Origin of the sequence: Psychromonas saccharinae, assembly GCF_051201515.1 — a bacterium.
In the GTDB taxonomy this organism is placed as follows: Bacteria; Pseudomonadota; Gammaproteobacteria; order Enterobacterales; family Psychromonadaceae; genus Psychromonas.
The window spans coordinates 2,606,225-2,626,390 of the sequence record NZ_CP195153.1; the positions used below are offsets into that span (position 1 = coordinate 2,606,225).

General features: G+C 39.2%; 16 protein-coding genes and 2 pseudogenes. 8 read left to right on the forward strand and 10 right to left on the reverse strand.

Annotation, left to right across the window (positions count from 1 at the left end; all coding sequences use genetic code 11):
- The first annotated feature begins 255 nt into the window (after positions 1-255).
- Both ACR30L_RS11465 and ACR30L_RS11470 read left to right on the forward strand, forming a co-directional pair.
- Positions 256-447, forward strand: coding sequence for a CsbD family protein (locus ACR30L_RS11465; protein ID WP_435234387.1), 192 nt, complete (start codon positions 256-258; stop codon positions 445-447).
- An 87-nt stretch (positions 448-534) separates the two neighbouring features.
- Complete coding sequence (locus ACR30L_RS11470; RefSeq protein ID WP_435234388.1) at positions 535-1,119, forward strand: YqaA family protein; 585 nt, start codon at positions 535-537, stop codon at positions 1,117-1,119.
- 89 nt (positions 1,120-1,208) lie between these two features.
- Here ACR30L_RS11470 and ACR30L_RS11475 read toward each other — a convergent pair whose 3' ends face one another.
- From ACR30L_RS11475 to ACR30L_RS11485, 3 genes are all read right to left on the reverse strand, one after another.
- Positions 1,209-2,135 carry an ABC transporter substrate-binding protein gene (locus ACR30L_RS11475; protein WP_435234389.1) on the reverse strand — a complete coding sequence of 309 codons (927 nt, stop codon included), beginning with the start codon at positions 2,133-2,135 and terminating at the stop codon, positions 1,209-1,211.
- Between the two features lie 522 nt (positions 2,136-2,657).
- The gene (locus ACR30L_RS11480; RefSeq protein WP_435234390.1) at positions 2,658-3,653 is read right to left on the reverse strand and encodes a transposase; all 996 of its coding nucleotides are present in this window, start codon (positions 3,651-3,653) and stop codon (positions 2,658-2,660) included.
- A gap of 71 nt (positions 3,654-3,724) precedes the next feature.
- Entirely contained in the window at positions 3,725-5,095 is a 1,371-nt protein-coding gene (locus ACR30L_RS11485; protein ID WP_435234391.1) for a reverse transcriptase domain-containing protein, read from the reverse strand.
- A 427-nt stretch (positions 5,096-5,522) separates the two neighbouring features.
- Between ACR30L_RS11485 and ACR30L_RS11490 the strand changes: the two genes are divergently transcribed.
- The 5 genes and pseudogenes from ACR30L_RS11490 to ACR30L_RS11510 form a co-directional block, all read left to right on the forward strand.
- Positions 5,523-6,410 (forward strand): site-specific integrase, encoded by an 888-nt coding sequence (locus ACR30L_RS11490; protein ID WP_435234392.1) that lies wholly within the window; start codon positions 5,523-5,525, stop codon positions 6,408-6,410.
- Positions 6,407-6,913, forward strand: a pseudogene (locus ACR30L_RS11495) (IS91 family transposase); the annotation flags it as partial. The gene ACR30L_RS11490 and the pseudogene ACR30L_RS11495, both read left to right, overlap by 4 nt.
- A 211-nt stretch (positions 6,914-7,124) precedes the next feature.
- A complete protein-coding gene (istA, locus tag ACR30L_RS11500; protein ID WP_435234393.1) occupies positions 7,125-8,669 on the forward strand; it encodes an IS21 family transposase in 1,545 nt (514 codons plus the stop codon).
- A gap of 9 nt (positions 8,670-8,678) precedes the next feature.
- The gene (gene istB / locus ACR30L_RS11505; protein ID WP_435234394.1) at positions 8,679-9,431 is read left to right on the forward strand and encodes an IS21-like element helper ATPase IstB; all 753 of its coding nucleotides are present in this window, start codon (positions 8,679-8,681) and stop codon (positions 9,429-9,431) included.
- Positions 9,432-9,507: 76 nt separating this feature from the next.
- Positions 9,508-10,062, forward strand: a pseudogene (locus tag ACR30L_RS11510) (IS91 family transposase); the annotation flags it as partial.
- 258 nt (positions 10,063-10,320) lie between these two features.
- Here ACR30L_RS11510 and ACR30L_RS11515 read toward each other — a convergent pair.
- Both ACR30L_RS11515 and ACR30L_RS11520 read right to left on the reverse strand, forming a co-directional pair.
- Entirely contained in the window at positions 10,321-10,935 is a 615-nt protein-coding gene (locus ACR30L_RS11515) for a hypothetical protein (protein ID WP_435234395.1), read from the reverse strand.
- 2 nt (positions 10,936-10,937) lie between these two features.
- Positions 10,938-11,168, reverse strand: a complete 231-nt coding sequence (locus tag ACR30L_RS11520; protein WP_435234396.1) for a DUF2188 domain-containing protein — start codon at positions 11,166-11,168, stop codon at positions 10,938-10,940.
- A gap of 248 nt (positions 11,169-11,416) precedes the next feature.
- Here ACR30L_RS11520 and ACR30L_RS11525 point away from each other — a divergent pair, with 248 nt between their 5' ends.
- A complete protein-coding gene (locus tag ACR30L_RS11525; RefSeq protein WP_435234397.1) occupies positions 11,417-12,406 on the forward strand; it encodes an integron integrase in 990 nt (329 codons plus the stop codon).
- Positions 12,407-12,419: 13 nt separating this feature from the next.
- Here ACR30L_RS11525 and rihA read toward each other — a convergent pair whose 3' ends face one another.
- The 5 genes from rihA to ACR30L_RS11550 all read right to left on the reverse strand — a co-directional run bounded on the left by rihA (position 12,420) and on the right by ACR30L_RS11550 (position 20,053).
- Positions 12,420-13,352, reverse strand: a complete 933-nt coding sequence (rihA, locus tag ACR30L_RS11530; protein ID WP_435234398.1) for a pyrimidine-specific ribonucleoside hydrolase RihA — start codon at positions 13,350-13,352, stop codon at positions 12,420-12,422.
- Positions 13,353-13,601: 249 nt separating this feature from the next.
- Positions 13,602-14,462 carry a DUF7281 domain-containing protein gene (locus tag ACR30L_RS11535; protein WP_435234399.1) on the reverse strand — a complete coding sequence of 287 codons (861 nt, stop codon included), beginning with the start codon at positions 14,460-14,462 and terminating at the stop codon, positions 13,602-13,604.
- Positions 14,463-14,487: 25 nt separating this feature from the next.
- Positions 14,488-15,732, reverse strand: a complete 1,245-nt coding sequence (locus ACR30L_RS11540) for a hypothetical protein (protein WP_435234400.1) — start codon at positions 15,730-15,732, stop codon at positions 14,488-14,490.
- Positions 15,732-16,355 carry a hypothetical protein gene (locus ACR30L_RS11545; RefSeq protein ID WP_435234401.1) on the reverse strand — a complete coding sequence of 208 codons (624 nt, stop codon included), beginning with the start codon at positions 16,353-16,355 and terminating at the stop codon, positions 15,732-15,734. The genes ACR30L_RS11540 and ACR30L_RS11545 overlap by 1 nt, the downstream gene beginning before the upstream one ends.
- Positions 16,355-20,053: an ATP-binding protein gene (locus ACR30L_RS11550; protein ID WP_435234402.1), complete on the reverse strand. Its 3,699-nt coding sequence runs from the start codon at positions 20,051-20,053 to the stop codon at positions 16,355-16,357. The genes ACR30L_RS11545 and ACR30L_RS11550 overlap by 1 nt, the downstream gene beginning before the upstream one ends.
- Positions 20,054-20,166: the final 113 nt, after the last annotated feature.

Below are 20,166 nucleotides of genomic sequence, written 5' to 3' on the forward strand. Positions count from 1 at the left end.
CAGATGCATACTTAACGTTATCCATCTGCGATGGCTTTTAATCCCTCCATTCACGCTAAATACTCCCCCATGAAATCCTGACAAAATGCCCTGTAATTTTTACAGAATATATCAGTAACGTAATCACACACATCAAGGTAAACATTAAAAATCAACAAGTTAAAATCTGGCATAGAACTTGGAATTAAAAAAGAGATTATTGTATTTACAGCAACACATGCAACCTACTTATCAAATACGCACAGGAGTTACATAATGAATAACGACATGATTAAAGGTCAATGGAAACAAGTCTCTGGTACGTTAAAAGAAAACTGGGGTAAATTAACCGACGATGATTTGCAAGAAATAGACGGCAGCCTAGAAAAATTTCAGGGAAAAATGCAAGAAAAATATGGAATGGCTAAAGATGAAGCCCAACAAGAATTTGAAAAATTAATGTCATAAATTATTTATAACCCAGGGCCAATTGATTTGGTCCTTTTTCATTATCTCATTTGAATTCAGTGATATTTTTTATTAGAGGGAAAAGTAATGTCGATAACAAAATACACTAAACACCGCGCAAAGAAATTCATTGATTCAAAACATATGCTTACCGGTATTACCACCGCCTCTTTTTTAGAATCAACAATTGTCCCAATCCCTTTAGAAGCAATACTAGTCCCATTTATGCAAGCACGCCGAGAACGTTTATGGGTCATTGCACTTATGGCGACAATCGGCTGTCTAATGGGAGCACTTTTAGGGTATACAGTCGGTTATTATCTCTTTGATATTCTCGGTGAATGGATAATCAATACCCTCTCCACACCAGAACAATTTAATATGATAGAACAAAAGATGCAGTCCCAAGGTTTTTGGTTTGTCATTTCATTAGGGATTGTGCCACTTCCCTTTCAAATCGCTATGTTAGCAGCGGGTGCGACTAAATTTTCACTCGTTATCTTTTTAATCGCCTCGGCCATTGCCCGATCTATTCGGTATTTTGGATTGGCTATTATTGTTTATTATGCAGGAAATAAAGCAGAAGCACTCATCACTAAACACAAAACTAAAACCATGGTCGGACTAACTATTACTGTCCTGACACTATGGGGATTAAGCACTATATCGTAATGCTTTATAATGTTGATTTTTAAGAAATTTTGAGATGAAAGGCAAAATGACAACCGCATGCAACCCTCACATACGGTTTAATGTGTAGACTATTTAATTATTTTAGTCGCTCGTGACAGCAAGCTCGCAGGGACATCGACGCCCATTAACCCAGCCATTTTAGTATTAATATAAAGATCTGTCCCCTGTGCAGTTTGCACATCAATCGTTCCTGGTTTTTCACCCTTCAATATACGCACGACTATTTCACCAGTTTGGCGTCCTAATTGATGATGATCATGACCAATAGCCGCAATTGCTCCTCGTTCAACCGAATCAGTATCACTGGCAAACACAGGGATCTGCGCATCAATCCCCACTTTAATCACTGACTCGAGTGCGCTTATTATCGTATTGTCCGTTGGGCAATAAATGACATCGGCTTTGCCCACGAGTTGTTTAGCCGCAATCATTACATCTGAAGATTTTGGTGCAGGTGATTCAATAATCGTAATCCCCATATTACGGGCCGCCACTTTAAGCGCATTGATAATAGAAACTGAATTGGTTTCGCCTGGATTGTAAGGTACCCCGACTGTTGTTAAATGAGGTACAAATTCTTTCAGTAAAACAAGCTGTTGTTTCGCATCGATCATATCTGAAAGCCCGGTCACATTGCCACCCGGTTGCGTTAAACTCGACACCACTTTTGCGCCAATCGGATCCGTCACGACGGAAAAAACAACGGGAATCGTTTTACTGGCACTGACGGCAGCCTGTGCAGAAGGCGTTGCAATCGCAACAATAACATCGGGTTCATCTCCGACCATTTTTCGTGCAACTTGCGCGGCAATGACTGGTTGTCCCTGCGCACTTTCAAAGGTAAATTTTAAATTATCACCACTGTAACCATTCTCATTCAGCACCTCTTTAATGCCTTCACGAACAGCATCGAGTGCAGGATGCTCAACAATGGCAGTGGTTGCCACGTAAACGGGTTTAGCTTGTAAAGTACAACTTAATACTGCTGCAGACAATATTAACCCCTTGAACATTGAACGTAGTTTCAAAATTACCCCCTTATAATACCTTTAATGTCTAGAATTGAAGTGATATATAACCATGACCAATCAGCTGTGTTTATCCGCCATGAGCTCGGAAAAAAGACAAGGTGTAACGGGTATACAGGCAGAATGGAAAACAAAAGCGGACTTTAACAGTTAACAGATAAAATGTGAAACGCTATCAAAAACATGACAGTTTATTGATATGGCCATTGCTATTAAATATATAAAAGACAGAAACCAAAAAAGATTTAATCGGTTCGTATAGCAAAAAATCGTTAGCAGTTAGGACAGGGACAGCTAGGACATCCATCAATTTAACAGTTCACTCTAACGAAAACCAAAATAAGATCCACCACTAAAATTGGCACTACTTACGCTTATAACATGATATTTTTCATGCTGAATAACGAAAATATGTATTCCGAAGAAATAACAGGCGAAACAAATCGTTAGCGACAGCTAATTGATTGATAGAAATAGAATGTTTAATGGCTAATGATGTATTTGCTGTGAGTTTGCTTTGCTTACTATCCAACGTTTACCTGTATGCTCGGCAAACAAAGCAAGATCATCAACACTGCCCACTGCGACATGGTTATGTTGACCAAAGGTTTGAGTCAGTTCAATCCATGTTTCACTATCTAGGCCAAGTTTGCTCAGTAAACTCGGTGATTGCTCGCTTATTGCGCCACGTTTATCATCTCTGATAACACGTCCAGTCCAATCAACTAACTCGAGGTAATCGATTAAAGCACAAGGAATAACGTCAACCTGTTGATTACTCTCATAGACCTTAAACCCAAATAAAGGTTTAATCATCTTATCACTATCTTTTGTTTCACTATTGCTACAGACGCCGTGGATACGTTCAAACACCGAAGTGTATTCTGATTGTTCGACAGAATCAGCGATTTTCGCTCTGATTGGATTCAAATCAACATAGGCCATGCACGTTAGTAATGCCTGTTCATCGAGCAAAGCTTGAGATTTAAAGCGCCCTTCCCAGAACCGACCTGTACAGTTATCTTCTTTATTCGCTTTGCGTGCGATAAATTCATTTAATGAACGCATAAACCAAGAAATATCAAGTAACCGTTCACGCCATGTTCCAACAATTTCTAGCGCAGCCTTTACTTCAGCTTCGGTCGTTAACTCCCCTTTCATCCAACGTGAGACTAACGGCGGAGCAGAATAAAGCTGCAACCAACGATGACAGATATCTTCATTCGTTAATGCCGTCACTTCAACTTCGTTGGCATGTAGTACAAGGTGATAGTGATTAGACATGATGGCATAAGAGCAAACATCAATTGAAAAGATATGACCAAGAAAACGAATACGCTCAACCATCCACTGACGTCGATGTTCAAAGCTTTTACCGCTGTAGTTATCTTCACCACATAAAAAAGCGCGACGTACACAACGTGAAATACAATGATAATACGGCGTATCATCAAGTGAAATTAAAGAAGAACGAGATTGCGTCATACCTACCTCAAATAATGTATATAAAAACACTGTTTAAAATAATAGGTATAAACTCATAATCTGTCAAAAAACTATGGGTGTCCGAGAACGTGCAGGTTTTTCCGAGAAGCATTAAAAGGGAATGAATGCCCCCTTGGCTGGCGATGAAAAACTAATAATTTAGCTCGTTTCTGAACAGCTTTAAAGACAGCATTTACAAGCCAACCATCTAGCGATGTCATTTGCTGTTCATCATTAACAAGAGGGTAAAAACTCATAATCCCCTTAAAGAAAATTCTATTACTACGGCCTGTTAAATATGCGTCAAGCATGCTTTCAGATAAATTACCATACATATATCTACGCACTTCGCATATAGCACTTAGAAGTGCTTCATCTTTATTATTTGCAGGTATTTTTAATGCTTTTAACGGAGTTGATTTAAGAGGTTGTATAAGGTGTTTATACAAAATATATGAAATTTCACGTTTTATTTTAGTTACAGATGCAGCTTTAATCGATACTTTGTCAACAGAAATTGAATACCCCAGAAACTCGACACATTCTTTGGTTTTATAAAATTCAGATTGCATTTCATTTGGGCATAGAAGACTAATACCTTCAGATTTTTGTGGATTCAATGCAACACCGACTTCTTTAGAGAATGAAGTCATAATATCAAGTGCTTTAGTTATTTTTGTATAATCTTGAGACCATATAATAGTGTCATCGGCGTATCGAGCAAATTGTAAACCTTCTTTTTCCAATTGCTTATCTAGTTTCCAACATGCTAAGTTAGCTAGAAACAGTGAGATTGAAGTTCCTTGTGGGATTCCTTCATTTCGCCCTTTAAGAAAAGACTTTATAACACTCTGCTCTTCACCACTTATAAAAAAGCCATTTTGATCAAACTGCTCAAATAAATATTGATGAGATATGGTGTCAAAAAACTTTGAAAAATCAAACTCAGCGACAAACAACCTAGAATTAAGTGAGAGTTCAACCGCAATATCCTGAATAGCAAAGTGCACATTCCTATCATCTCTATATGCATAAGAAAATGAGCTAAATCGATGTTTATTTTTTTTTAATAAACGGTGGTAAAACATTGTTGAAATTGCGGCATCTGGGATTTGATATACAGCAACTTCTCGATAGCCGCCGGATGACTTTACAATATCATTTTTTGCAGGTGAAAATGGTTCGTATGACTTTTCTTCTATTTTTTTAGAAATAGAGTATGCAATGGTTTTAGCGTGCTTTTTAACGTAGAAAGGATCAAATTTCTTATCTTTTAACCATTGCGGTGGCTTAGCAACTATTTTTAAATTTGTTGGCGACGAAGAGCGAGAAAGTTTCCTTTTATTTTCAACATACAAAGCATTATGGTAGGCATGATGTCTTTGAGTTAATTTTTCAGCTTCTTTTTCAATATACCAAGTAATATGCTCGTGTAATTCCACTATTTCACCTCTAAAAAAAGCCCAGCTTTCGCTGGGCTTGTTCCACGGACGCAACCTACGTAAAAGATAGTCACTACATACCTTAGCATGATGTTTTATCAACTAAGGGACCTGCTTAACTACAAACCTAAAAAAGCGTTTATAATCAAGTATTAAGGGAGTCCGCTCACCTCTATAGGCATGCCAGTAATTAGACCAAATATATAAAGTTGTGTCAAACTCAGATTGGCATTTAACGCCCATTTAAGGGGCTGATAATAGTTTGCTAAAATGTGTAGCGAAGCGAAACCGAGCAAACTGTTAGCAGTCCCGCTTGAAATTCTTGTTGAACGAAGCCGCTGCGCGGCAGAAAAAAACATAAAATCTCCAGACTGTTACTGTGTTCAGTAACACGTCCAGTTCGGGCGTGCCTACTGGAGCTCTCATCATGAATGCTATCGAACAACAACGCTTTGATTTTCTTTATGAACAACATCTTATCAATTTAAAACTACAAGGTAAAAGACCTGCGACCATTGATGCCTATTCCCGTGCCATACGTCGTATTACGACCTACTTCAATCGTACACCAGATACGCTGACCACACAGGATCTAAAACAATATTTTAATGGTTTAATTCAAACACATTCTTGGAGCACCATTAAACTCGACCGCAATGGTTTACAGTTTTTTTACCGCTACACACTCAATAAACAATGGGAATGGCTCGATATTGTCAAACCGCCACAGGTGAAACGACTCCCTGATATTTTAACACCTAAGCAAGTAAGTGACTTACTGACCAACACGAAACAACAACGTTACCGTGTGTTTTTTCTTACCCTGTATACGCTCGGATTGCGACTGAGTGAAGGACTTAATCTCACCGTTAATGATATTGATAGCGCAGCCATGCAAGTCCATGTCCGCGAAGGTAAAGGTGGAAAAGACCGACTATTACCATTGCCCAAACGCACACTAATGGCACTTCGCGTTTATTGGAAAACGCACCGTCACCCGATATTAGTATTTCCGAGTAAATTTACCGACTCCGATGTCCCGATGGATAAAGGTAGTGTGCAAAAAGCCATGAAACAGGTCATTGGTGACTGCCGTATTAATAAACGTATCAGTCCACACTCACTCAGGCATTGTTATGCCACACATCTATTAGAGCAAGGATTAGACTTACGTTCACTGCAAATATTACTGGGCCATAACAGTTTGAATACAACAGCGCGTTATACCCAACTGACACAGGTAAAACAAAAGGAAACTATCAAGATAATAAACCGACTTGCTAATAACCTAAAGGGTATTGAGGCAGTTTTATGAGTACATTTATCTCACTACTTCGCCAACATCAACAGGCATTTGAGCAGCAGTATGACAATAAGCTTAACCATGATATGCGCAGTGCCATTCACGCTATGTTAAGTTGTCAAACACAGCAACAGCAGCAGGTAAAATGGTGTTGCTCACAGTGTAAACACAGTGAACAACACCCCATATCCTGTGGACATCGACACTGCCCACAATGCCAACACCAAACCACATCCGACTGGCTAATGCGACAGCAACAAAAATTGTTACCAACCCATTATTTTATGGTGACGCTGACGATACCCTATCAGCTTAGGGCATTGGCACTGTATCAGTCAAAAGCCTTTTATAAAATCCTCTTTAATGTTGCCCAATCCACACTGAAAGATTTTGCAAAACGTCAGAATAAAGGGGAAATGGGGTTTACGATGGTGTTGCATACCCATAATAGAAAGCGCGATTTACATCCTCACTTACACGTTATTATTCCTGCGGGGCGCTATGACAAAGTTAAGTGCATATTTTCATCCATGGAGATCAGCTAATAACATCCATCGAGATCACCTAATAACATCAACTTAGATCAGCAAATAACATTCATGGAGATCAGTTTTGAGCCAAAATGTTATTTAGCGATCTTCATCGATGTTATTGATTTGCTCACTTTCTAGTCAATAGGTGTGTTTAACCGTTACTCTGTCATTTTTTAATGTGATGAGAGTAACCATGTCAACAGTACCTATAACGATGAAAAAATTAAAAGATATACTCCGCCTCAAATACGGACAAAAACTAAGCCATAGGCAAATAGCGAAGAGCCTATCTATTTCCCCCTCCGTTGTCTCTCGCTATTGCGCTCGAGCCGCAAAAATGGGGATCATGGATTGGCCGCTAGACGATACCTGGGATGACGTTACTCTCAAAAACACCTTTCTAAAAACCAAAGCGCCACTGAAAAAACACAGCTTACCAAACTGGCAAGTCGTGCAAGATGAGCTTAAAACACGTAAGTATATGACCTTGCAACTTTTGTGGGAGGAATATGCTGATAGCAATCCGGCTGGCTATTACAGTTATAACCATTACTGTCGCATGTACCGACAGTGGTGCTCAACGCTACGCTTATCAATGCGACAAACGCATCATGCGGGTGAAAAGCTGTTTGTCGATTACTGCGGTCCTACGATTGCTATCGTTAACCCTGATACAGGTGAGTATCGAAATGCCCAAGTCTTTGTCGCGGTTATGGGGGCGAGCAACTATACCTATGCAGAAGCAACTTGGTCTCAAAAGTTGGAAGACTGGATAATGAGTCACGTACGTTGCTTTGAATTTCTTGGTGGCGTCCCTGAAATGGTTATCCCTGATAACCTTAAAAGTGGTGTTCATAAAAGCTGTCGCTATGAACCAGATTTGAACCCTACTTACCATCAGCTATCCGCACATTATGATACGGCTATCATCCCCGCAAGACCTTATAAACCGAAGGATAAATCAAAGGCTGAAGTAGGCGTACTGATTGTTGAGCGTTGGATAATGGCCAGGGTTCGTAAAGAGACCTTCTTCAGTCTAAAGCAACTCAATCAGCGCATAGCCGAGTTGCTCAGTTGGATGAACAATAAAGTGATGAAGCAATATAATGAATCCCGTATATCGTTGTTTCAACGTATCGATAAACCCGCGCTAAAGCCTTTACCGGACTCAGTTTATCAGTTCACCTATGTTAAAAATGTTCGCGTTAATATCGATTACCACGTTGAAATCGAAAAACACTATTACTCAGTACCTTATAACCTTGTTAAAAAGCAGCTTGAAGCCCTGGTAACAGGCCAGCTTATCACCTTAAAGTTTGAGGGGAATACGGTTGCAACTCATCCTCGCTCGTATCAAGCCGGAAGGCATACCACACAAGATGTGCATATGCCTCAAGCTCATCAAAAACAGCAATGGTCACCAGCACGGTTTGAAAGCTGGGCTAAGAGTATTGGCCCAAATACACTCGCGCTAGTACAAACGCATCTAGCAAGCCGAAAGCACCCAGAGCAAGCTTATCGTTCATGTTTAGGGCTACTTAATTTATCGTCGAAATACAGCAAAACTCGGTTAGAAAAGGCTTGTGAACGCGGTCTTATTACGGGGGCTAATCGGCTTAGAAATATAATTAATATACTGCAAAAAGGATTGGATAAAACACCAATATTAGAGCAACAGCCTGATTTATTATCCGAGATCGAACATCAAAATATACGTGGCAATGATTACTATCACTAGGGAAAGACTATGCAAGAAATTACACAACAACTTAATCAATTAAAACTGACAGGCATGCGTGATGCTCTTGAACAACAACTTATGCAAGCAAATACCTATGCTGAATTAAGCTTTACTGAGCGTTTGCAGGTACTTCTGGCTCAAGAGCTTACACAACGTCAACAACGACGTATTGAGAGGCTTACCCGGCAAGCTAAGTTCAGGCAAAGAGCTGCGCTTGGTGATATCCAATACAAAGCTAGCCGTAACCTAGATAAAGCCCAGATAAGGACGTTAAGCCAAAGTGAATGGTTGAATCATGCGCATAACTTAGTCATCACTGGTGCAACGGGATGCGGTAAAACCTATATTGCCTGCGCACTTGGAGTCGAGCACTGTAGGCAAGGTAAAACAGTATTCTACTTCCGGCTAAAAGAGTTGCTCGAGCAGATGTACCTTGGGCAGGCAGAAGGCAGTTACCGAAAGCTTATCGGTAAACTTATTAAAGCAGATTTACTGATCATTGATGACTGGGGTCTAGAGCCATTAAATGCGAATCAACGTAGTGACTTACTTGAGCTTATTGATGGTCGCTACGACCATCACGCCACATTAATAATCAGTCAATTACCGATATCGAATTGGTATGAAATGATAGGTGAATCGACACATGCCGATGCAATACTCGATCGATTAGTACACCGGTCAATTAAAATAGAATTAGAAGGAGAATCGATGAGAAAAATGATAAAACCATTGACTCATGGAGATCAAAAAAAGTAGATTAAACGAGGTCCTGTTGATTAGAGAGTTAGCGATCTCCATGGATGGTAATCAGTGATCTTCTTCATGTTAATACGCAGTTAAGCAAGTATGGCATAAAGGCGATAAGCACTATCTGTTTAATGAATTTGCCTTAGCAAAGGTATGGCGTGCACGCTTACTCGATGCAATTAATCACCACGATAGATTAACATTACCGCAAGGACTCCCCCGTCAATGGGTCGTTGATTGTCGTCATATTGGTTATGGTGAGCATGCGCTGCAATACCTATCTCGCTATTTATACAGAGGTGTATTACCCGACAGAGATATTCTCAAGGTAACCTCAAACAGTGTGACCTTCCGCTATCGCGACGGTCAAACCAATCAATGGAAAATCAGAGTATTGCCACCGTTACAATTTATTTGGCTGATTTTACAACATGCTCTACCCAAAGGATTTCAACGTGTGCGTGATTATGGATTCCTACGCGGTAATGCCAAAACCGTACGTTTACGCATTCAACAGTTATTAATGACAGTAACAAAATGGATTGCACCAATACAAGAGCCCATTAGAGGGAAAGCAAAACGAAGGTGTCCTTGTTGCCAACACGACATGCAATATGCAGGAATAATACGACAGAGTTAGCCGAAAGGCAGAATATAATAAGGATAATGGCTGCCACGTAAATAAAAGGACAACACAGTAAGATAAACGACAGGAAATAAAACCACAACCTATTGATAACGTTAAACTTCATTCGTTATCCCAGCCAAACTCGTCTTGCGAAAAGACACAAGACAACATCAATCTAGATATCAATTTCACAATTTACTATAAATAAGCTGCTCGGGCTTGTTCAACACCCAGATAAGGTGTCGGCTGCGCGACACCTATCCTTATTTGTTATGTTTCAATTGCTAACCAGTCTGAAATATGTTGAATAACTTCTGTGATTTGGACATCATCAACAGAGTCATGCCCATCTTTTTCAACGACTTCATCATATAGATAAGCTTGAAAGTCATTAAAACTATTCCAAATTTTTTTAGCGCCATCGACCCTTAAAGACTCAACAGTAACAAACCAATCTCTCACTGCTTTAATAAGCTTAATAGGATCATCATCATGACTTTTAATATCAGAACCAGATAAATCTGAAAGAGCTTTTTGATATCTATAGCGCTCCTTCTCTAATATTAGAATTTGTTTTGTCGCCCAAATACCACCTTTGAGTTTTTGACAGCCATAATCTATTCCTAATTCGAATGGCATATTCATACGGAAATGTTCTTCACTTCCGGTTGAAACTATTCGTGATAGGTCATGTATACCAAATTTTGATTCGTTGATAAGCCCTACTATTTTCTCGATTCTGCTTTCGGCAGAATCAGCTCTTTCAATTGATAATCTTGGCTTGTAGCCAAGAAATTTAACCGTAAAAATAGCTGTAATTAGCAATTGCCTATAATCATCGTCAAATGGACAATTAACAAAAACATTAAGTTCGAAGTCGTCCATATTTACTTTTTATCTTTAGGTGGATGGGGATCATTTCCATAGCTGTCTTTTGAGCGAATCTTTCCATCCTTTCCATGGATGTAAAATTCGGCTTTTTGGTTTTTAGCTACTTGGCGTCCCCAATCTATTGCGTCTTGCTGTGTATCAAAATGACGGCTAGCCTTTTCACCACCACCTTTTTTTACAGCCCACCCACCTTTACTATCTTTCACTACATGTTGAGTCTTACTCATACCTGCTCCTTGAAACATAACAGCTTATTAGACGGACTAATTCCGTACTTCCACAAAAAATACGCCCATCAATTATTTATAATGAAAATAAACAATAACTTTTTTAACCATTTTTATCAAATGGTTATATTTCCCAATTAAAAGAAATATTTGTAGAAAGGCGGAATTATTCCGCACTTACGACAAAAATACGGAATAGTAACTATACTGTATATAAAAACAGCCAATAATTGCAAGTAGGAGTTTTTATGAAGTCTCCCTTTTTATGTTCAATTGAAGAAAAAATGAGATCTAAACGTTATGCAAAAAGAACCATTGAATCCTACATTCATTGGATCAAAACGTTTATTTATTTCAATAATAAACAACATCCTATTAAATGCCACAATCCAGAAGTTGAAAAATTTTTATCCTATCTAGCAAACCAACGTGCTGTTGCCCCCAAAACACAAGCTTTGGCACTAAATGCGTTAGTTTTCTTATATAGGGAAATACTACAAACCCCATTAACGCTTGAGCTAAAATTTAATAAAACAGCTACGCAACCTAAGTTACCCACGGTACTAACTCTTCAAGAAATAGCTGCATTATTGCAAAATTTACCCGTATCTTCTGCATTACCTTGTAAATTATTATATGGCAGTGGATTAAGACTGATGGAAGTATTGAGACTACGAATACAAGATATTGATTTTGACTATTTATCATTACAAATATGGCACGGAAAAGGCGATAAACATCGTCGAGTCACCTTAGCAAAAGAGCTTGTACCCTCTCTTAAAGAACAAATAGCAAAGGCACATTGCTTTTATAAACAAGACTTGGGTAATGAAGAATATAAAGGAGTGAAGCTTCCCTATGCCCTTGCAAGAAAATTTCCACATGCTGAAAAAGATTTTAACTGGCATTATTTATTTCCATCAACCCAGTTAAGTATAGATCCTGAAGCCAATGTGTTACGACGTCATCACATTAATGAAACAAGTTTACAAAAAGCCATTCGAAATACCGCAAAAAAATTACAGTTTCAAAAAAGAGTGACTTGCCATACTCTACGCCACTCTTTTGCAACCCACCTATTACAACGTGGCGCGGATATCCGTACTGTACAAGAACAATTAGGCCATTCTGATATTCGCACCACACAAATTTATACACATGTTCTTCAAGCTGGTGCGAATGGTGTTCAAAGTCCATTATCCGATTTATTTCGGGTATACGGCACTAACAACAAATAACACTCAGGCTTATTTAATACTCACTCAAACGTGTCACGATAAAGTCAACAAACCCTGGCCTATCAATATTAATTAATACCTTTGCATTATGTCGATTTTCGGTCAGTTGGTAACGATCAACCACGGTCATTCCCTGTGTATGTTGCCCTTTTGTTTCAACGCCAACCCAACAATCTACAAAGGTAAATAATTCAGGGTTTAGTAACCAAGCAATGGTACAAGGGTCATGTAAAGGTGCACCGGTGAATCCCCATTTTGGATCGCGATGATAAATCATGAAGAAATCGAGTAACTCGGCCACACATTTGGCGATAGGATTGTTTATTGCGCGAATTCGTTCAATATCTTCATCCATTATCTGTGCTTGATGGGTCACATCGAGTCCACACATTACAATGGGAATACCCGATTTAAAAACCATATCAGCGGCTTCCGGATCAACAAAAATATTAAATTCTGCAGCGGGAGTCCAGTTCCCGACACCGGCCGCACCGCCCATCAGCACGATACTATCGATATTCGACAATAATTCAGGATAGGTTGCGATAAAGAGTGCGATATTCGTTAATGGTCCGGTGGGTACAAGAGTCACTGGCGATTTACTTTGACGCACTTTCTCTGCCATTAAGGTAATGGCCGTTTGTTCTACAGGGGCAAATGCAGGTTCAGGTAATTTAGGGCCATCTAGTCCAGTTTCACCGTGCACGTTGTCGGCAATAATTAACTCCCGCGCCAACGGTTTTAGCGCACCGCCTGCAACGGGAATATCATATCGATTAAGCAGTGTTAACACTTTCAGTGCATTATTGAGGGTTTTATCTGGGGTTTGATTACCGGCACTGGTGGTAACGGCTAACACATCGAGTTCAGACGAACTCAAGGCTAATATCAGTGAAATGGCATCATCATGGCCGGGATCACAGTCGAGAATAACGGGACGTTTCATGGAAATTCCTTATTCCTAGGGGAAATAAATACAAGACCGACTCTATTATCTGGCGATTCATTAGGTCGGTATATTGGTTTAATGGGATGTTATCTTCATTACCCTTCAATAAACTGAAAGCGTTATTGATTGGTAATGGGGATAGATAAATCACTACGCGTCATTCAGCTTATTCAGTAAAGTAATTTCTGTCAATGAAGGCAAGGTTTCTCAGACATAAAAACAATATGATAGATTCAACCTCAAAGCTCAAAGCTCAAATAGCCCTAATTTAATACGGTGCTCAAGCATATGTTCTTGTTTTAATGTTTTTCGATTCAAACACATATCGATAAATGCAACTTGGCATTTTTCTGGTAAATCGGTCTTAACTTGCAAGTATTTAATGGTTTTGGTTTGTTTAAACCATTCATATTCGTCGCCATGTAACTCTATATCGACAAGGCTCGTATCTTCCGCCGTTAACCAATAATGCGCACCACTTGTGATGGCGATTTCAATCCCCTTTGGATCTAAATCACTAAAGCAAATAAGTTGATTGGTGTCTTTAAACCGTCTAAAGAAATGGTACGAGGTCGTGGTTGATTGTTGCTTTTTAATATCGCCACGATACACCCACAATGCAGATTGAAGATTATCAGGTATATCTAATTGGGCTAAATTAGCCATCATTTCAAGGTTTTCAACAAACACGATTTGCGGATGTTCCACGGAAATAATATCGTCGGCTTTAAGATATAAACCGAGTGACGTAATCGGACTAATGGGGGTTTGTTGATGATTAACACGGAGGTTTTTTAAACAATTAACCAGTATAAAATCTTGACTAACAGCGTAACTGCCGACTTTTTCATTACGCTGATGTTGAGCGATTTTAGAACGACTTTGTAATTCAGGAAACGGTTCACGTAGAAGATGTACACCATTTTCAAAACGCACCCGCTCGATTAATGCCATCCGATCATGTTCATTAAAGTACAGGTAATCACCTTTAATTTCACCAAAAGTATACTCATGGTGTAAGCGCAGTAATAAAGCGGACAGTTTTAGTCGACCACTGCTTAGTGTTTTAAACTTACTTTGACAAAACTGGTATAACGCTTTTTTCATTTATTTCTCTGTTGGCTCGATAATATTACTCTTTTAATAAAATATGCACATCGCGATAGCTATAGTTTGCAGATGTACCATTAACTAACTCCCCTTTCATTTTAATATCAAGGGCATCCTGCTGTTCATTGGTTAGTTTACAATAACAGCTAAACACTAATTCAATCCAGGCCTTAGGGGCAATATCTTGCGATGATTTAGCCCAAGCGGGAATCGATTGCTGCCAATAGCTGATGGCGGAAATAACATTGCCAGTGGTAATGGCCTGTTCAAATAAATGTTCAACCTGTTCTTCAAAATAGTCATGTTGAGCAATAATATTTTCGGTAGGACTATTATCAACGACACTCGTTTCGCGCTCTCGCGTACTGCCTGGTACACTTTGTTTACGTAATGCTTGCACCAGACGAATTAATGGTTCTTCTACGGCGGTGTTGTGTACATCGACATAACTTTTGAGTTTCATCGGTGGTGCGAATTTTAGCGGTTTAATCAGATTTGGATCTTCAAATATCGCTTCATTTATCTCAAACTCAGGATGTTTGCGCAGATAACGCGCCATATTGCGCAGTAAGCTGGCTTGTTTTTCATCGCGGCGCAAGCGAAATAAGCTCAAGCGCATATTATCGATAATATAACGCAAGCGCCCCAGTATTTGCTTAAACCAGTAAATAAACCCACTTATTTTACGTGCAAAATCAACCGGACAGGCCCAATTTGCCCATTCATAACAGGCTTCTGGGTCGATTTGCTGTAACTCAGTCAGCAGCTTCTGGGCATAATCTAAGGCTTTTTCATTTTCACGTACTTTCGCGCTCAATGTACTCACAAAACCGAATTGACTGGTTATCGCATAATGCATGTTATCTAAACTAACATTTAGATTTTCTTTTGCTTCGTACAGTAAATCATCAAGTTGGTCGAGGTAATATTCGGCATCGTCCTGTTCGTTGCTTTGCGTTGAAAGACGAAAATCTTGCACGGTATCATCAAGCGCATCAATCACTTTCCCCATATCGGTCAACTGACGGTAACTACTTTGTTTTCGCATCAAACGATTTAACATGCGTTTGAGTTCCGCAGTGACGCGGTAGTCGCCGGGTTCATCGTCGGGGCGTAACAGCCCTTTTTTCTGCAATAAGTTTAACTTACCCGCTTCGAGTTGATCCCCGGCAATGGAACCATACACGTAAGCATCGGCAAGCAATGCTGCATTACTGCCTATTTGTTTTAATAACTCGGCAACATCGCCTGTATCGTAACCCGCCATTAGAACAACAACTCCTCTTGCTGATGTTGTTCGTTTTCGGGTAACTCGACTTGTTCGGAGTCATTGAGAAATTCAATAAGCAAATAAATAATGTCAAATCGTGCCGTTGCATAGTAACGACTACTGCCCGTATTTTTACGCACTAAATAACGCATTTCTTCTAACTTATGAAAAATGAAAACCAGTTGCTCACGCGTTTCCAGTTTATTGGTCTTAAAGGGTTTAATGGATGTTAGACGACGCAATTGGTCACGCAGCGTTTGGTCGTGTTCAAAGGGGTCAAACAATTCGTTAATATTCACCACGGATTTTGCACGTAAGGGTAAATCTGTTTGCGTAGCAGTGAGTAAGAGTTCAAGAAATTCCACCAGCGGACGAAAAGTACTGCGCATTTCGCTGAATAGTGCGCTTAATTCAGCGGTGTTACTGTCATCAACCTGCTTAAAGGTACAATAATAGGCATCGGCGCTGTCCATATAGGTTAAATCGCGGTCAAGATTCGATAAAAAATCACCGACTCGTTGATTATTTTCTTCTGCCTTTAAGTATTCAAACTCATCGGCGAAACTCGTTTCACAAATGATCGCGCCGGTGAGTAGTTGCTGAACGGTTTGTTTAAACATTAGACATTCTCCACCGGTTGTTGCGCAGAAAGATTCCCTTGATGACGCAGCGCCAATAATTCATCCAGACGAGATTTAGGTATATCCGCATGATAAATCTTATTATCTTTTAATTTATAATGACGATCATATAACGATAGAATATGACGGTCCGTTGACGGTGATGCCGATAACATAGCAATGCTGTTTTCACTAAACATTTTAAGTAATAAATCGATATTTTCAGCGGCTAATTCACCTAACTCATCGACGGGTAAAATAATTACCGAAGGTGCATCGCTTTCGCCACGTAACATCCCCAAAATACCTGCAAACAATGACAACATTGCCAGATATGAAAGCCCTGTCGAACTAATTTTTTTCAGTTGCCGCGCATTACGTGCATGTTTTAAATGCCCTTTTTCGGTAATGGTAAATTCAATATCGAATAGGTTAATATGCGATAGAACAAACCCTTCACTGGGTAAGTAACTGGATAATTTTTGCATCGCGTAAATTAAATCATCGGGAATGTCGCCCACTCCTTCGCGTAAATCATCACGGTAGATTTCAAATAACTTAGCAAACTGTTGCAATGGTCCCCAGTAATCTAACTCTTCTTGTTTCATCACCGTATACACGTTGATATCTGCCAAGGCTTCAAAATGCGCTAATGCCGTGACGTTTTTAGACAGTTGCTTGCCGATGATTTTGATACGACGCCCGAAGTTTTCGATATGTTGGTAAAATTCGTTGATCATATTGGCATTAACGGTCACCAGCTGATATGTATTCTTTTGTTTTTGCTCGGCACTACTCAGTAAATCGGCAATCGGATTACGGTATTTAAACAGGGTTTTAGCACCTTGATAATTATCGTTATCGGAAACAAGTTTCTGCCAATTTGCATACAATTCGCTATTTGCATGACTTTTCTTAAAGGTCTCACTAAAACGATTTAATTGCTCGGCTAAACGTTTTTCAACGGTTTTAAATTGTTTCAACCAATCGAAACAAAAACTAACGGCTAAATCAGCTTCATTGGTTGGCTCAGAGTCACTTTGCAATACCGCAATGCCACTGATTTCACATAAACGTTGGCTTTCTGAAAGCTGATTAAGTAATTCACCGGTATCACGTAATTGGGTGGTTAACTTTTTAAATCGTTTTTGGTTTTCACTGATCAATTGACCTTTCTGTGCAAGCAGATCTTCTAAGCTATTCTCAAGACCGCGTTTTTCGATATCGCGATTCTGATTGGTTTCAACTAATTTATCGCGATGAATATAACGTTCATTCATAAACTGTTGATACTCTCGGGCTTTACGTGCCCAAACGGCACATTCGGCAAGATTTTTCTCAAGGGTTTTACGTTCTTTTGTACGCTTGTCGACTTCCCCATCGGGATCTAATTCACTCAGCTGAGTATTCTTTTGTTTTTTGTAATCACGTAATCGGCTTTTCACGCTTTCTTCGATTTCATTTAATTGGGTTGCCAGTAGTTCCAATTGACTATCGCGATCCGATTCAATCACCATACGTTGTTCAAGCATTTGGTTATTAAGTGTTAAACGCTCTTCCTGCGATGATATTTTGAATTCATCTATCGCTTTGCTGTTTTGTTTAAGTTTACCGTTTAACGTTTTAATTAATTGCTCAACGGCAGCATTCGCTTCTTTTATCGCGATTTGTTTTTTAGCCGCCAAGTTATGCATTTGTGTTTTTAATTGTTCGAGTTTTAACTCATTTTGTTTGATGTTTTGTTTGAGCTCAGTAATCGCTAAGGTTTGCGCTTCAATCTCTTTTCTTAAGGCGGAAACCTGTGTATCTAATCCGTTTATCTTTTCAATTTGCTGCTGACATTTTTTATCCAGATTAGCGGCTTTATCGTGCAGTTCATTTTCGCTCAGTTGCAAGTCATTATCCTGCAACTGTTGTAAATCAATTGCTAATCCATACATGCTGTTCGATTCGTCCTGCCATTGCGGATCGAGATCGGTACGTGACAATTGTTCCGTTGATAAAATACGACCAATATTATCTTTCCAATTAATCGCAGCAGGCTCATTGGTCAAAAAGTGTTGTAACGTCCCCACCTGCGGTAACAATTGTTGTTCGATAGCAAGACATTGCTGCTTTAATTGCTCATGATAACGCGTTTCAATTTTATGCTTATCGAGTACTTTTTCGCGTTGTTTTTCTAACATATTGAGATGATTAGTCTGCTCATTATGTTTTTGAAGTAATAAACTTTGTTGTTCGTGACAGCTTGTCACGTTGTTTTGATTCACTTCAATCGCAGTCAATAATTCACTATCAATCGTTGGATTTTGTTGCGTATGTTGAGCTTGATTTAACTGGCTTTCAAGGGTTTGCTTTTGCATTTTCAATTTTAAATCAGTTTCATTTAACTGATTATTTAATTGATTAAGCTGATGCTGATGGCTTTCATTCAGCGCTGAGAGTTGTGTATTTGCCATCTCTTTAATCTGACTGGCTTGCTCTTTATTCGCAGAGACATCGGTCACTTTTTGTAATTTTAAATCCTGAATTAATTTTTCGAATTTATTGTGAACCTTACTAATATTGCCTTCAAAAGCTTCAATAATCTGATTAACATCATTTAATTGCTGTTGAATATGTGGCGCCTGATCAGCATGTAATTGATAATTCGCGGCATCATCATCTTCATAATCTAGTTTGTCTTGGTCGAGCAAATCGATACGACTTTGATCGGCTTCAATTAAGGCTTTAATTTTACCAATCTCTTTTGTCAGTGACTCTTTACCAGATTTTAACGCGTCTTCAAGTTGGCCTAATGTTTTCCGAGTGTCTTCTTTTTCCTGCTGACGCGTAACTTGCACATCTTGCAATTTAGTTTGATGATGCAGAATCTCAAAATGCAAATGTTGTAATTTTATCAACAAGCTTTCTAAATTATTGAAATCACTCTGCCAGAGACTAATTTTATCTGCGACTTTTTGAATTGCTCTACTTGCTTGGATATCCGCTAACCAATGACTGATATCTTCTTTGTTAAGGCTAATTTGTTCTTTTTCTTCAACATTATTTCGCGCTAAATGGTCACTCGCAATGGCAACTAACATATGTTTAACCGCATCGAAGTCGAGATTTTTCTCAATGGTGCCGTTAATAACTTTATCGATATGCGGTGTGGGTAAGCTACTGAAAGCAAAACGCGCCTGAAGTTGGCGCACGTCTTTAAGCTTACGACCACTGCGCAAATTTTGAATCACTTGGCGGTATTTATCGACACCCAGATACGTTGAAGAAAAACACCCCGCGCTATTGTAAATGCGTTCTATTTCACGGACTGCAAGGGGTTGTTTATTTTCACCGATAAAAGAGTGGCTATCGTATCCACCATCAATTAACTTAAATTGCACACCACGCCCATCACTACTACTAGCAATCACCATACAGGTTTGTCCCATAGGACGTTGATATTCATAGACCAACATGCTGGAGTCGCGTGGTAGATAGTAATCGGCAAAGTTTTTAGCTTGATCAACTTTACTGACAATATCACTCGGACGCATCCCGTAAAAAAGGGGCAATAAACGCATTAATGAGGTTTTACCCGCACCATTCGTCCCCTCAAGTTGAGTGTGGCCGTTCAGTTCCAACTCATTAACCTGACCTTTCCAGAAGCTGTCGATGATAATAATACGTAATAAAGAATAGGCTTGATGAGCCATAGTGGATCCTTTTCTGAACAGTTTTTAAACATTTTTACGGAATGATAGCTAAGCACGCTAATTTATAAGGAATGGGGGCTTTTGTCGATGATTTTTAGGTAATTTAGCGGTTT